Source organism: Streptomyces sp. NPDC043854, assembly GCF_056436005.1.
In genome coordinates, this window is record NZ_JBWKDK010000057.1 from 23809 (window position 1) to 37753 (window position 13945).

General features: G+C 74.7%; 13 protein-coding genes. 1 reads left to right on the plus strand and 12 read right to left on the minus strand.

Annotated features, from left to right (window positions below; all coding sequences use genetic code 11):
* Window positions 1-25: 25 nt before the first annotated feature.
* The 8 genes from AC068A_RS32085 to AC068A_RS32120 form a co-directional block, all read right to left on the minus strand.
* Complete coding sequence (locus AC068A_RS32085; protein WP_478589786.1) at window positions 26-970, minus strand: ornithine cyclodeaminase family protein; 945 nt, start codon at window positions 968-970, stop codon at window positions 26-28.
* Window positions 967-2058 (minus strand): proline racemase family protein, encoded by a 1092-nt coding sequence (locus AC068A_RS32090; protein ID WP_478589787.1) that lies wholly within the window; start codon window positions 2056-2058, stop codon window positions 967-969. The genes AC068A_RS32085 and AC068A_RS32090 overlap by 4 nt, the downstream gene beginning before the upstream one ends.
* On the minus strand, window positions 2055-3059 hold the full coding sequence (locus tag AC068A_RS32095) for a proline racemase family protein (protein WP_478589788.1): 1005 nt from the start codon (window positions 3057-3059) through the stop codon (window positions 2055-2057). The genes AC068A_RS32090 and AC068A_RS32095 overlap by 4 nt, the downstream gene beginning before the upstream one ends.
* Window positions 3060-3075: 16 nt before the next feature.
* Window positions 3076-4011, minus strand: coding sequence for a dihydrodipicolinate synthase family protein (locus AC068A_RS32100; RefSeq protein ID WP_478589789.1), 936 nt, complete (start codon window positions 4009-4011; stop codon window positions 3076-3078).
* A 98-nt stretch (window positions 4012-4109) separates the two neighbouring features.
* Complete coding sequence (locus AC068A_RS32105; RefSeq protein WP_478589790.1) at window positions 4110-5636, minus strand: FAD/NAD(P)-dependent oxidoreductase; 1527 nt, start codon at window positions 5634-5636, stop codon at window positions 4110-4112.
* Window positions 5617-5970: a (2Fe-2S)-binding protein gene (locus AC068A_RS32110; RefSeq protein WP_478589791.1), complete on the minus strand. Its 354-nt coding sequence runs from the start codon at window positions 5968-5970 to the stop codon at window positions 5617-5619. Before AC068A_RS32110 ends, AC068A_RS32105 begins: the two co-directional genes overlap by 20 nt.
* 217 nt (window positions 5971-6187) lie before the next feature.
* Window positions 6188-7360, minus strand: coding sequence for an NAD(P)/FAD-dependent oxidoreductase (locus tag AC068A_RS32115; protein ID WP_478589792.1), 1173 nt, complete (start codon window positions 7358-7360; stop codon window positions 6188-6190).
* Between the two features lie 127 nt (window positions 7361-7487).
* Window positions 7488-9911 (minus strand): collagenase, encoded by a 2424-nt coding sequence (locus tag AC068A_RS32120; RefSeq protein ID WP_478589793.1) that lies wholly within the window; start codon window positions 9909-9911, stop codon window positions 7488-7490.
* 206 nt (window positions 9912-10117) lie between these two features.
* Here AC068A_RS32120 and AC068A_RS32125 point away from each other — a divergent pair, with 206 nt between their 5' ends.
* Window positions 10118-11488 (plus strand): aminopeptidase P family protein, encoded by a 1371-nt coding sequence (locus tag AC068A_RS32125; RefSeq protein ID WP_478589794.1) that lies wholly within the window; start codon window positions 10118-10120, stop codon window positions 11486-11488.
* Here AC068A_RS32125 and AC068A_RS32130 read toward each other — a convergent pair.
* From AC068A_RS32130 to AC068A_RS32145, 4 genes are read right to left on the minus strand one after another with little or no spacing between them, the layout of a single operon-like run.
* Window positions 11397-11768 (minus strand): hypothetical protein, encoded by a 372-nt coding sequence (locus tag AC068A_RS32130; protein WP_478589795.1) that lies wholly within the window; start codon window positions 11766-11768, stop codon window positions 11397-11399. The two genes, AC068A_RS32125 and AC068A_RS32130, sit on opposite strands and share 92 nt — an antisense overlap.
* Window positions 11669-11908, minus strand: a complete 240-nt coding sequence (locus AC068A_RS32135) for a hypothetical protein (protein WP_478589798.1) — start codon at window positions 11906-11908, stop codon at window positions 11669-11671. The genes AC068A_RS32130 and AC068A_RS32135 overlap by 100 nt, the downstream gene beginning before the upstream one ends.
* Window positions 11809-12732, minus strand: coding sequence for an HAD-IC family P-type ATPase (locus tag AC068A_RS32140; RefSeq protein WP_478589796.1), 924 nt, complete (start codon window positions 12730-12732; stop codon window positions 11809-11811). The genes AC068A_RS32135 and AC068A_RS32140 overlap by 100 nt, the downstream gene beginning before the upstream one ends.
* Window positions 12729-13709 carry a polyphosphate kinase 2 family protein gene (locus tag AC068A_RS32145; protein WP_478589797.1) on the minus strand — a complete coding sequence of 327 codons (981 nt, stop codon included), beginning with the start codon at window positions 13707-13709 and terminating at the stop codon, window positions 12729-12731. Before AC068A_RS32145 ends, AC068A_RS32140 begins: the two co-directional genes overlap by 4 nt.
* Window positions 13710-13945 lie beyond the last annotated feature (236 nt).

Consider the following 13945-nt stretch of genomic DNA (forward strand, 5'->3'; position numbering starts at 1 on the left):
ACGTGCAGGGGAACAGCGTACAATGTCACGTTTCGCTGCTCTCCCCGGCGGCGGCATACAGCGCCACCGCCACGGCAAGATCCTCCCAGGCCATGCCCACGCTCTTGAAGAGCTGTGGACAACCCGGCCGCCCGCCGGGCGGCACCCGGCCCATCACCAGGTCGGACAGGGTGCCGCTGATGTGACCGGGGCCGATGGCCCCTTCCGCCTCCGGCACCAGCAGGTCCCCGGCCTCGCGCAGGGCCGCCGTCCGCGCCTCGACGTAGACGGCCGACCGCCGCACCAGCGCCGTGTCCGTCTCACGGGCGTCCGGCTCGTGCGAGCCGACCGCCACGACCACCGCGTCCGGGGGCACCAGCCGCCCGTCGAAGAGCGGGGTGCGGGCCGTGGTGCAGCAGACCACCAGGTCGGCCTCGGCCACGTCCGCAGCCGTCCCCGTACGGGCCGGGACGCCCAGGGTCCGCGCGTGCTCCGCCAGCTTCCGGGCGCCGGCCGGGTCGCGGGCGACGACCACCGCCCCCGCCAACTCCCTTGCCGCGGCGACCGCTTCGAGGTGCCCGTACGCCTGCGGCCCGCTGCCGAAGAGCACCAGCCGCAGCGGCCGCCCCTCCGGGGCCAGGTACCGCAGGGCCAGCGCCGAGACCGCGGGCGTGCGCAGCGCCGTCAGGGCGGCGCCGTCGAGGAGGGCGACCGGGCGCAGGGTGGCACCGTCCAGCAGCAGGTACGAGCCGGTGATGCGGGGCAGGCCGAGAGCGGGGTTTCCGGGCGCCACCCCGGCTATCTTCACCCCGGCGTACGCCCCCGCCGCGGCCGGCATCAGCAGCAGTTCGCCGCCCGGCGCGGGCAGCGCGCTGCGCTGCGGGCAGAGCTCCGGGTCCAGCCCGCGGCGCAGGGTCTCGGCCAGGGCGTCGGCGGCCGCGGCCGGGGTGAGCAGTCCGGCCAGCTCGCGGGCCCCCAGCTGGCGGATCACAGCAGGAAACCGGTGCCGACGGTGTCGTGCGGGTCGAGGGTGAAGGTGTGCTCGCCGGTGCGGTACGCGGTACCGGTGACCTCCGTGGCCAAGCCCTCGCCGTCCGATCCGCCGCCCGGCCCGGCGTCCGGGACCACGCGGCCCGTGAACACCGTTCCGACGACCGACTCGTGGAGCAGGTCCTCGCCGGGACCGATCCGCCCGTCCTCCGCCAGCAGGGCGAGCCGCGCCGAGGTGCCGGAGCCGCAGGGCGAGCGGTCGACCTGCCCGTCGGCGAAGACGGTCGCGTTGCGCTGGTGCGGGCCGAACGGGGTGTCGGGCAGCTCCTCGTGGAGGATGACCCCGTACACGCCGGAGAGCAGCGGCCCGCCCGGGTGCCAGGTCCCGGGGTGGGCGGCGAGGGCGGCCCGGACCTCCCGCCCGGCGCGCACCAGGTCGGGCAGGGCGGCCCGGGAGACGTCCAGTCCGAGGTCGCGGGCGCGGACGGAGGCGTAGCAGGCGCCGGCGTGCGCGAGGTCCGCCTCGGCGAGGCCGAGGGTGGTGGCGACGGGCACCTTGCGGGCGGTGACCCGGGCGGGCACGTTGCGGAAGGTGACCCCGGTGGTGCGGCCCCCGTCCCGGTGCACGGTGGCGGTGACCCGCCCCGACGGGACGTCGATCCGCACCTCGACGTCCCCCTGCTCCGGGGCGGGGACCCGGCCGCTGTCCACGGCCCAGGCGCCGAGCGCCATGGTGCCGTGGCCGCAGGCGGTGGAGTAGCCGTCCTTGTGCCAGAACAGCACCCCGAAGTGCGCGCCGTCGTCGTCCGGGGGCACGACGAAGCCGCCGTACATCCCGGCGTGCCCGCGCGGCTCCTGCACGAGCAGGCGCCGTACGTCGTCCAGCTCGCCCTGGCGCGGGGCGGTCCCGGAGCCGCCGGCGCCGATGGCGGTGGCGCAGCGCTCGGCGACCGTGTCCCCGGGCACGGGCGGGAATCCCGGGGCGGTGGTGTCGACGATCCGGAAGGGCTCCGCGGCGGTGTGGTAGTCGACCGTGCGGACGGTCAGCGGGGTCCGCGGGGTTCGGGGCGCGGGGGGTTCGGGAGTCACAGCTGGAACCCTCCGGGGAAGGGGTCGGCCGGGTCGAGGAAGTACTGGGCGGTTCCGGTGATCCAGGCCCGTCCGGTGACGGTGGGGACGACCGCCTCGTATCCGCCGACGGTGGTCCGGCCGACGAGCCGGCCGGTGAACTCGGTGCCGATGAAGGACTCGTTGACGAAGTCGGTGTCGAGGCCGAGGAGGCCGCGGGCGTGCAGCTGGGCCATGCGCGCGCTGGTGCCCGTACCGCAGGGCGAGCGGTCGAACCAGCCGGGGTGGATGGCCATGGCGTGCCGGGAGCGGCGGGCGTCGGAGCCGGGGGCGGCGAGGTAGACGTGCTTGACCCCGGCGATGGAGGGGTTCTCGGGGTGGACGGGCCGGTCGGCGGAGGCGTTGATCGCGTCCATGACGGCGAGCCCGGCGGCCAGCAGGTCGTCCTTGCGGGCCCGGTCGAAGGGGAGCCCGAGGGCGTCGAGTTCGACGAAGGCGTAGAAGTTGCCGCCGTAGGCGAGGTCGTAGGTGACCGTGCCGTGGCCGGGGACCTCCGCCTTCAGGTCGAGTCCGACGCAGAAGGAGGGGACGTTGGTGAGGGTGACGGCGGTGGCCGCCCCGTCCTCGACCCGGACGTCGACGCTGACCAGCCCCGCCGGGGTGTCGAGGCGGACGGTGGTGACCGGTTCGACGGCCGCCACCATGCCCGTCTCGACGAGGACGGTGGCGACCCCGATGGTGCCGTGCCCGCACATGGGCAGCAGGCCCGACACCTCGATGTACAGCACGCCGAAGTCGGCGTCGGGGCGGGTGGGGGGCTGGAGGATCGCGCCGCTCATCGCGGAGTGCCCGCGCGGCTCGTACATGAGCAGGGTGCGGACGTGGTCCAGGTGCTCGATGAAGTGGAGCCGTTTCTCGGCCATGGTGGCGCCGGGGATCACCCCGACGCCCCCGGTGATGACCCGGGTCGGCATGCCCTCGGTGTGCGAGTCCACCGCGTGGTAGATGTGGCGCGTGCGCATGGGTCCCCCCGGTCTGCTAGTTGAGTCCCTCGGCGAGGGCCTTCTCGGTGGCGGCGCGGACGGCCGCCTCGGTCTCGCCGGCGAGCGGGAGGCGGGGCGGGCGGGTGGGGCCGCCGGGGCGTCCGGCCAGGTCCATGGAGAGCTTGATGGCCTGGACGAACTCGGTCTTGGAGTCCCAGCGCAGCAGCGAGTGCAGGGACTTGTACAGCGGCAGGGCGGTGGCCACGTCGCCGGAGACGGCGGCCCGGTACAGGGTGGCGCAGGAGCTCGGCAGGGCGTTGGGGTAGCCGGCGATCCAGCCGACGGCGCCGGCGAGGGCGAGTTCGAGCAGGACGTCGTCGGCGCCGATGAGCAGGTCCAGGCCCGGGGCGAGTTCGGCGATCTCGTAGGCGCGGCGGACGTCGCCGCTGAACTCCTTGACGGCGACGATGCTGCCATCCGCGTGCAGCCGGGCGAGCAGGGCGGGGGTCAGGTCCACCTTGGTGTCGATCGGGTTGTTGTACGCGACGACGGGCAGCCCGGCGCGGGCGGCCTCGGTGTAGTGGGCGCGTACGGCCGCCTCGTCGGCCCGGAAGGCGTTGGGGGGCAGGAGGAGGACGGAGCCGGCGCCGGCCTCGGCGGCCTGGTCGGCCCAGCGGCGGGCCTCGGCGCTGCCGTAGGCGGCGACGCCGGGCATGACGCGGGCGCCGTCGCCGGCCGCCTCGACGGCGGTGCGCACGACGCGGGCCCGCTCCTCGTCGGTGAGGGTCTGGTACTCGCCGAGGGAGCCGTTGGGGACCACGCCGTCGCAGCCGTTGGCGATGAGCCAGGCGACGTGTTCGGCGTAGGCGTCGTAGTCGACGGTGAGGTCCTCGCGCAGCGGCAGCGCGGTGGCGACCATGATGCCGTGCCAGGGGCGGGTGCGGGTGTCGGGGCGGGACGGGCTGGGCGCGGGGGTCTGAGCGTCGGACATGTGAGAGCTCCCTAGTGTGGTGTGTGACATTTTACTAGTGGGTGTGATGTGGCCACAAGGGTCCGGACACCCCGGTTCGGGGGCCGGCGGGCCGCGGATCAGCGGTCGGCGGGCGGAAGTTCGGCGAGGTGGCGCAGTGGCACCGGGCAGGACAGCGGGCGCCGGTCCGGCTCCGGCTCACCCCCGGCGCACGGCGCCCCGGGAGACGCCGCCGCACCGGCCAGGGCGGCGACCGCCGGACCGCACATCCGGCCCTGGCACCAGCCCATCCCGGCACGGGTGAGCAGCTTGGCGGTACGGGCGTCCCGGGCGCCGAGGTCGGCGACCGCCTCCCGGATCCGGCCGGCCGGCACCTCCTCGCACCGGCAGACGTCGGTGTCGTCCCGCAGCCAGCCGGTCCAGCCGGCGCCCGGACGGTGGGCCCGGCCCATCGCGTCGGCGAAGGCGCGCAGCCGGGTGCGGCGGCGGGCCAGCACGGCGGGGACCGGCCGGCCGGCGATCGCATGGGCGGCGATCTCCCCCTCGACCAGGGCCAGTTGGGCGCCGCCCACCCCGCCGGTCTCGCCGGCGGACCAGATGCCGGGCACGGAGGTGCGCTGCAGCGCGTCGAGTTCCAGGGCGACGGTGCCGTCGGCCGAGCGGCGCGTGGCGCAGCCGAGGGCGGTGGCCAGCTCCAGCTGGGGCACGAGCCCGTGGCCCACCGCGACCGCGTCGCAGGGGATCCGGCGGGCGGTGCCGGGCAGGGGCCGCCAGTCCCGGTCCAGGCGGGCCACGGTGACGGCCTCGACCCGGTCGGTGCCGTGGGCCTCGGTCACGGCGTGCCGGGTGAGCAGCCGGATGTGCCGGTACAGCAGGGCGCTGCCGTACGTGGCGCCCTCGGCCAGCTTGCCGGGGTTGCGCAGCAGGGCCGGGAGGTGGGGGGCGTACGCGGTGTAGGCGGCGGCCTCGACCACGGCGGGGACCCGGGCCCCGGCGGCGGCGAGGGAGCCGGCCACCGCGAGCAGCAGCGGGCCGCTCCCGGCGACGACGACCCGCCGGCCCGGCAGGACGAGCCCGGACTTGAGCATGGCCTGGGCCCCGCCGGCCCCGACGACCCCGGGCAGGGTCCAGCCGGGGAAGGGGAGCTGGCGCTCGTACGCCCCCGTGGCCAGCAGGACCGCTCGGGCGCGGACGGCGGCGGGGAGCTCCTCGGGGCCGGCGACGGCGTGCAGGATCCAGGTGGCGGGGGTGGTGGCGGTGGAGGTGGTGGGGGCAGGGGTGGTGCGGCCGGGGGCCGCGTCGGGGGCGGCCGCCTGCGGGACCACCGTCCAGACGTGGTGGCCGGCCAGGTGCGTGACGCGGCCGGCGGCCGCGTGGGCGCGCAGGGCGGCATCGCGGGCGGCGAAGGCGGCCCAGCCGTGGTGGAGGGCCTCGGGGCGGGCGGCGCCGAGGCCGGGGGCGGGGTGGCGGTAGAACTGGCCGCCGGTGCGCTCCCCCGCGTCCAGCAGGGTGACGCGCAGGCCGAGGCCGGCGGCGGTGACGGCTGCGGCGAGGCCAGCCGGGCCGGCGCCGACGACGGCGAGGTCGGCGAGGTCGGCGGATTCCGGACCACCGGCGGTGTCCGGGTCAGACGGCGAGGTCGGCACGGCCGGTCCCTTCCTGGGTGGTGACGACGTCCCCGGGGCGGGCGGGAACGAGGCAGGCGCGCTGGTTCGGGCGGCCGTTGACGGTGACGAGGCAGTCGTAGCAGCTGCCGATGCCGCAGAACGCGCCGCGGGGGGCGCCGCCGTGGCGGGTGGTCCGCCAGGCGAGGATGCCGGCGCCCCAGAGGACCGCGGCGATGCTCTGGCCCGCCTGGGCGGTGAGGTCGCGGCCGTCGAAGCGGAGCACGTAGGTGGCCTGCGGGGACCCGCCGACGAGTCCGCGGGGCGACCAACGCTGCGGGCGCGGAGTGCGCGGGGCGCGGGTGGGATGGCTCATCGTCGGTTCTCCCTCGGGGGGTTGGGTGGTGCGGGCGTCGCGTCGCCCCTGTCGCTGCCGGTGCCACTGCGGTGCCGGTGCCGGGCCGCTGCCGCTGCGGGCGGCAGGGTGCCGGGGCCACGCGTCGGGGTGGCGGTGGGGGGCCGCTGCGCGGAGCCCTCTCCCCGCCCCGCCCTTTCTCCGTATCCCGGGGGCTCCGCCCCCGGACCCCCGGTCCTCACACGCCGGACGGGCTGGATTCGGAATCACCCGGCGGGAAGCGGTTCGGGCGGAACGGGGTGGGGTCCAGGGGTGGGTGGGTGTGCGTCAGGGCGGCGGTGATCAGGGCACCCGTGGCCGGGGCCAGGCCGATGCCCGCGCCCTCGTGGCCGCAGGCGTGCAGCAGTCCGGGGATCCGCGGGTCCGGGCCGATCGCCGGGAGGTGGTCCGGGAGGTAGGGCCGGAAGCCGTGGTAGGTGCGCAGGACCCGTACGTCCGCCAGGACCGGGAAGAGCGCGGCCGCCTGGGCGGCGAGGCGGCGCACGGCCTCGACCGACAGGGAGCGGTCGAAGCCCACCCGCTCCCGGGTCGCCCCGATCAGCACCGGGCCCGCCGGGGTGCCCTCGACCACGGCCGAGGACTGGAGGGCGGCGGAGCCGCTGGCGACGTCGGCGATGTAGTCGGCGGCGTAGACCTTGTGCCGGACCACCCGCGGCAGCGGCTCGGTGACCAGGACGAAGCCGCGGCGCGGCAGCACCGGCAGGGCGACGCCGGCGAGTCCGGCGACATGGCCGCCCCAGGTGCCGGCGGCGTTGACCACGGCGGGGGCGGCCAGTTCGCGGGCCCGTGTGCGGACCCCGCGGACCGCGCCGCCGGACGAGCGCAGGATCGCGGTGACCTCCTCGCCGAGGTGGACCTCGGCCCCCGAGGCGGCGAGCAGCCGGGCCGCGGCCTGGGCGGGCTGGACCTGGGCGTCCTGCGGGTAGTGGAAGCCGCCCGCCTGGCCGGGGGCCAGATGGGGCTCCAGTTCCCGCAGCTCGTCGGGGCCGGCCTCGACGGCGTCGACGCCGGCGGCGCGCTGGCCCTTGGCGAAGGCGCGCAGGGCCTCCAGCGTGGCTTCGTCGGGGGCGACGACGAGTCCGCCCTTGGGCTCGTACTCGACCTCGTGCGGGAGCACCCCGGCGAGTTCGCGCCACAGTCCCGCCGACAGCAGGGCGAGGTCGAGTTCCGGGCCGGCCTCCTTGTCGGAGACGAGCAGGTTGCCTTCCCCGGCGCCGGTCGTACCGCCGGCGACGGGGCCGCGGTCGACGACGGCGACGCGCAGTCCGGAGCGGGCCGCGTAGTAGGCGCAGGCGGCTCCGACGACGCCGGCGCCGATGATCACGACGTCCAGGGGATGTCTCTTGGGCACGGCAGTAATATGTCACATTCTTTAAATCGTGCCCAGACCCCGGGGAGGTCCGGGCCGCTGGTGTCCGGCGGCCGGTCCCGCCCCCCGCCCGACCGTGTCGGAAACGGGGCCGGCCGCCGGTGCCTGATCAGCTGCGCAGCGGGCCTTCGCAGCTGTAGCTCGACGTGCCGGACTTGCGGTTGTCCCAGATTTCCACCGGGCCGAAGGAGCAGTTCATGTCGGCGAGGTTGTTGGAGGCCGCGCCCGCCCGGTCGAGGAGGAAGTAGTCGACCGTCTCCGACATGTCCTTGAAGTTCTGGTCGTCACTGCGCCAGTTCTTCAGGTTCGCGGTGATCCGGCCGGTGCAGGTGAACCGGCGCTTGCCGGGGTCCCCGTTCTCCACGCACTCCGGCGTGTTGTACGTGGCCGTCGCGAAGGTCGACTTCACGTTCGCGAGCGCGGAGTCGCGCAGCTGCTCGTTGGGCGTGTAGACGGTGTTCGGCACGAACAGCTCGTCCACCTTGGCGATCTGCGCGTCCAGGAAGCGGTCGTAGTCGCGCTGGAGGTAGGTGTCCGCGCCGAGGCGGTGGCGCCAGGCGTCGTACTTGGCCACGTCGTTGTTGCGCAGGTGCGTGTACATCTCGCGCAGCAGCGAGGGCTTCTCCGTCCACAGGAACTCGAAGAACGTGCCGGCGTAACTGTAGAAGCGGAAGCCGTCGCCGTCGTACGTGGCGTTGAGCAGCTGTTCGACCGACATGCGGGGGCCGCCGCCGGCGGTGTCCGCGATGATGCTCTTGACCAGGGACTTGCGCACGGCGATGCCGTTGTCGCGGGTGGCGCCGTCGAAGAACTCGGCGGTGCCCTCGTCCATCGCGGTCGTGCGGTCGCCCTCGTACCAGGGACCCTCGCCGAAGAAGCCGGGGACGGCGAAGCGGCCGTTGAGGTAGTGCGTGTACTCGTGGCGGAAGAGCTCCTCGAGGGTGAGGGAGGAGTCCTGCGGGACGCGGCGCTGGTACGTGTAGAAGGTGGCGCCGTTCTCGATGTAGATGCCGCCGTTGTTGGTGCCGTAGCCGGTCAGGATGGGGTGGTAGTTCACGTAGTCGGCGCGGGAGGCGTACAGCACGATGTTCAGCGTGCTGTTGGGGTCGCCGGCGAGCGGCTGGTCGGTGCCGAGCACGCGGTGGAACTGCGTCTTGACCTGCTTGCTCGCGTAGTAGAGCTGGTCGACGGTGGCCCGGTCCAGGGCGGTGCGGACCTTGATGGCGCCGTTGTCGTAGGCGTAGGTGTTCGGGAAGAGCCGCTTCTCGATGTCCTCCTTGCACACCCCGTACGGCTTGCACGCCTCGTAGAAGTTGAGCCAGGAGACGACCTTGGCCCACTGCTCGCTGCCGTCGCCGAACGTGGACCGGGCGGTTGCGAGCAGGGCCCCGAGGTCCGCGACGGTCTGCTCCTTCAGGGCGGGGACCTGGCCGAAGCGGCCGTACTCGCCGAGGGCGTCGCGCGCCACCCAGGCGTTGGCGGTGTCCTTGAGGTGGCCGTACGAGCCGAAGGCCTTGAAGACGGCGCGGTACCCGGAGTCGGCCGCGACCGCCGCGTGGAAGGCGGCGTCCTGGTTGCCCGGGTACACGCCGAGGTAGTTCACGGAGAGGGCGGCCAGGGCCGCGCCCGCCCAGGCGGAATCCTTGTGGGTGGCGGGGTGGGCCGGGTCCATGGTGGCCAGGACCTGCTTGATGAGCCCGAGCTGGTGCTGGCGCAGGCCGGGCGCGCTGGCCGCGTAGAGGGCCTCGCGCAGGGTCCGGGCGTTGGAGGCGGTGACGTCGAAGGTGCGGGCCGCGCCCGCGAAGTCGGCGATGGCCCGGCGCATGGCGTCCACGGTCGGCGCGTCGGTGACGTCGATCTCGGAGCGGGAGTGGTCGTGGTAGGCGACCGCGTGCAGGTAGGTGAACATCTCCTCCAGGTGGGAGGAGTTGCGGCCGTCGTGGGAGGCGGCCAGCGAGGATATCCGCCGCGACACGGCCTGGACGTGCGCGTCGGACATGACCGGGGCCAGGCGCGCGTCCCAGGTCCAGATGAGCCCCCGCAGGCAGCCGTCGGCCAGGACGGCCTCGTCGCCGAGGAAGTCGGCGAACTGCTCGGGGGACAGACCCGTGATCCCGTCGAGGGTGCAGGGCACGCCGGCCGCGAGGGTCCGGCCGGCGGGGGCGGCCTGGGCGGCGGCCGCCTTGCGGCTCTTCTCGGTGCGCTCGGCGGGCGCGGCGGCGGCCGTGGCGGCGCCGGGGGTCCGGCCGTCGGCGACCGCGGCGGCTCCGGCCCCGGCGGCCCGGTCGGCGCCGGGGGCCCGGTCGGGCGCCGGGACCGCTTCCTTCGGCGAGGCCAGGCGGTCGACCTCGTCGAACGGGTTCGCTCCGTGCGCCCCGCCGGCGAAGGCGGCCGGGGCGGCCGCCGGGGCCTTGGCGGGCGCGGCGGCGGCCGGCTCGGCGGCCAGGGTGGCGGCCTGGCCGGCCGTCGCGAGGAGGGTGACCGCCACGGCGGCGGAGAGGAGGGACGTACGCACAACTCTGTGCTGGGACACCAAGGACTCCTGTGGGGAGGGGAGGTGGGGGACATGGCGCGCAACGGGTGCGTGGTGCGTGGTGCGAAAAAACGTGAACTGCCTTGTGCCACACGGCGTTTGACGGGGGTTAACGCGCCGAGGTGTGGGCTGTAACATAGTAATGTGAAATTGCACTGACAAGACCTGCGCGCCCACCAGTTCGCGTCTTCCCGATGGAGCCCGACGTGTCCGACGCATCCCCCCGCCTCAACATCGGCAGTCACGACCTGCCGGTATCCCCCGAGTTGTCCCGTTTCATGGCCGGGGACTGGGCCGCTTCACCCCTGCCCGACTCGGTGCGCGTGTCCGCGTACGACGCCACCCCCGCCCGCCGCGCCCGGCTCTCGGCGCGCTTCCCGGGCGAACGGCTGGTCATCCCGGCCGGCGAGCTCAAGGTCCGCTCCAACGACTGCGACTACCGCTTCCGCCCCCACAGCGCGTACGCCTGGCTCACCGGCCTGACCGGCGAGGACCAGGTGGGCCACGTCCTGGTGCTGGAGCCCTTGGGCCCGCACGGCCACGAGGCCGTGCTGTACCTGCGCCCCCGCTCCCCGCGCACCGGCGGCAACGAGGAGTTCTACCGGGACCGCCGCTACGGGGAGTTCTGGGTCGGCCGCCGCCCCGACCTGGCGGAGGCCGAGCGCCTGACCGGCCTGCGCTGCGCCCACCTGGACTCCCTCGGCACCCCGCAGGGCCGCAACCCCGCCACCGACACCGAACTGGCCGCCGCGCTCTCCGAACTGCGCCTGGTGAAGGATGCCTGGGAGGTCGGGCAGCTCCAGCTCGCCGTCGACCACACGGCCGCCGGGTTCGAGGACGTCGTACGGGCGCTGCCGCGCGCCCTCGCGCACCCGCGCGGCGAGCGGTGGATCGAGGGCGTCTTCGGCCTGCGGGCCCGGGCCGAGGGCAACGGCACCGGCTACGACACCATCGCCGCCTCGGGCGCCCACGCGTGCGTCCTGCACTGGATCCGCAACGACGGGCGGCTGGACCGGAACGACCTGCTGCTGCTGGACGCGGGCGTGGAGACCGACACGCTCTACACGGCGGACATCACCCGCACCCTCCCGCTGTCGGGGCGCTTCTCCCCCGTCCAGCGGCAGGTGTACGAACTCGTCCTCGCCGCACAGGAGGCCGGCATCGCGGCCCTCCGCCCGGGCGCCAGCTTCCGGGACTTCCACCGGGCCGGCATGCGGGTGATCGCGGAGGGGCTCGCCGAGTGGGGCGTGCTCAAGAACGCGGAGGGCGATCTGCACCGGCGGTACACCCTGTGCAGCAGCGGCCACATGCTGGGGCTGGACGTCCACGACTGCGCGAAGGCGCGGGCCGAAACGTACCTCGACGGGGTCCTGGAGGAGGGGCAGGTGCTCACGGTCGAGCCCGGCCTGTACCTCCAGCCCGACGACGAGACGCTGCCGCCGGAGCTGCGCGGCATCGGGGTCCGCATCGAGGACGACCTGGTCGTCACGGCGACGGGCGCCCGCCTGATGTCGGGCGCCCTGCCGCGCACGGTGGCCGGCATCGAGGAGTGGATGGGAACGCTGCTGGAGGGCTGACGCCGAACTCGCGCGGCGGGTCGACCATGCCGACCAGGCTGACCATGTGCAGGTCGGTGACGAGGGCGAGCAGGTCGCCGTCCGGGTCGAAGTCCGCCGGGTCGAGGTCGCGTACGGCGGCGGCCATCACCCGGCGGCCCTCGGCGCCCATCCGGTCGGTCTGCTCCCGGGCGCGGCGGTTCAGGTCCGCGTCCCAGGGGATGGGGGTGCCCGCGGCCAGCGCGGTGGTGGCGCGTGCCGTGACGGCGGGGGCGGCGCCCTTGACGAAGCAGCGGACCACCTTGCGCCCCGAGGCGTCCTTGGCCGAGTGGAGGGTGGCCTCAGCTTGTAGGCGGGGTCGAAGGGGAGGGTGGCGAGGCGGGGCAGGCGTTCCCGGGTCTCCTCGATGTCCAGCCCGGCCTTGTGGCCGAGGACGAGCAGGGCGCCCTCGGTGGGGTCGCCGACGACCTGGCCGTCCACCAGCTTGGCGTCGCTCGCGACCAGGTAGGGCAGTACGGCGTCCTCGATGCCGGCGGATGTCCCGGCGGCGTGGTGGATCCTGCCGTCGAGGCGGTAGCCGGTGCCGGACACGGTGTACCGGTCGGTGGGGCTGATGTGACCGGCGTGTTCATGAACGCCATGTTCGACTGGTCGCCCGGCCCGAGCCGTTCGGCGGGGAGCGTGCCCGCGTCCTTGGCCGCGGGGGTGCTCTCGCCGGTCAGGGCCGACTCGTCGATCTGGAGGGCGCTGGCCTCCACGATCCGTCCGTCCGCCGGGACCCGGTCGCCGGCTGCGATGAGCACGACGTCCCCGACCACCAGCTGTTCGGCCGGGAGCTCCGACTCGGTGCCGGAGCGCCGGACCCGGGCCGTCGCCTTCATCATCGACTTCAGCGAGTTCATGGCGCTCTCGGCCTTGCCTTCCTGGCGCAGGCCGACGACCGCGTTCAGCAGGGTGAGCAGGACGAGCAGGACGGCGGTGTTCCCTTCGCGGATCAGCAGGGACACCACCGCCGCGGCCACCAGGATGATCTGCATGTAGCTGCGGTACTGGGCGAGGAAGCGCAGCCAGCCCGGCTTCGGCTTCTCCTCGGGCAGGGCGTTCGGGCCGTCGGCCGCGAGCCGTTCGGCCGCCCGGGCCGCCGGCAGGCCGACCGCGGGATCCACCCCGCAGCGGGCCGCGACGTCCTGCGGGGACTGCGCGTACCAGGCGCCGGGGGCGTCCCCGGCGCCCTCCTCGCCCGCCGGTTCCGGCCGGGCCGTCATCCGCGTACCTCCGATCCGGAGCCGGGCTCCTTCCGGCGCTCGTTGCGCCGCTCCGTCCGGCCGTCCCCGGACCGGGCGCCGGGGGCCTCCCGCTCCAGTTCCCTCCTCGCGCTCATCAGGTCCTTGCGGGCCTCCTCGCCGACCGTCGGGTACTGCGGGTCTATCTCCATCAGCGCGTGCCCGAGCACGGCCGCCGCGCAGATGCGGGCGAACCACTTGCGGTCGGCGGGGACGACGTACCAGGGCGCCCACTCGGTGCTGGTGGCGGAGAGCATCTCGGAGTACGCCCGCTGGTACGCGTCCCAGTGGCGGCGTTCGCGGACGTCGGCGGTGGAGAACTTCCAGTTCTTCTCGGGCAGGTCGATCCGGCTGAGGAAGCGCCGGCGCTGCTCCTCCTTGGAGAGGTTGAGGAAGACCTTCACCACGCTGAAGCCGTTGTCGGCGAGGTGGCGCTCCCAGTCGTTGATCTCCCGGTGGCGGCGCTCCCAGACGCCCGGATCGCTGCTCTCCAGCGGCAGCCGCTGGCGCTTGAGGTACTCGGGGTGCACGCGGACCACGAGGACCTCCTCGTAGTGCGAGCGGTTGAAGATGCCGATCTCGCCGCGCCGGGGCAGCCGGCAGGCGTAGCGCCACAGGTAGTCGTGGTCGAGCTCCTCCTCGGACGGCACCTTGAAGCTGCTCACGCGCACGCCCTGCGGGTTGAGGCCGGTCATCACGTGCCGGATGGTGCCGTCCTTGCCCGCGGCGTCCATGGCCTGGAGGCAGAGCAGCACGCCGCGGGAGTCCTGGGCGGCCAGCCGCGCCTGGAACTCGGCGAGCACCTCCACCCCTTCGGCCAGCAGGGCGACGCCCTGCTCCTTCGTCAGGTCGGCCTTGGAGCGGGGGTCGAAGTCCACGGCGAGGTCCACGGTGGACCCGGGCGCGACACGCAGCGGTTCGATGAACCGCGCGATGCGCTGGGCTCGCTTGTCCGCCATCGGCACCCGTCCCTCCGGTCCGGCAGTACTTGCAGGTTCGGAGGGGGCGCCGCCGGCGGCAAACGCTCGGGGGCCGTTCGGGCGGGGTGCACGGCACTGCAACGCCGACCGCCCGCCGGGAATCCCGGCGGGCGGTCGGGGGGCGCCTGGGTGGGCGGCCCCAGGCCCAGCACCCCGTCAACTCCAACAACAGGAACAGCCCCAACCCGGATGGCCTCCCCGCCCGCGGTGGTCGT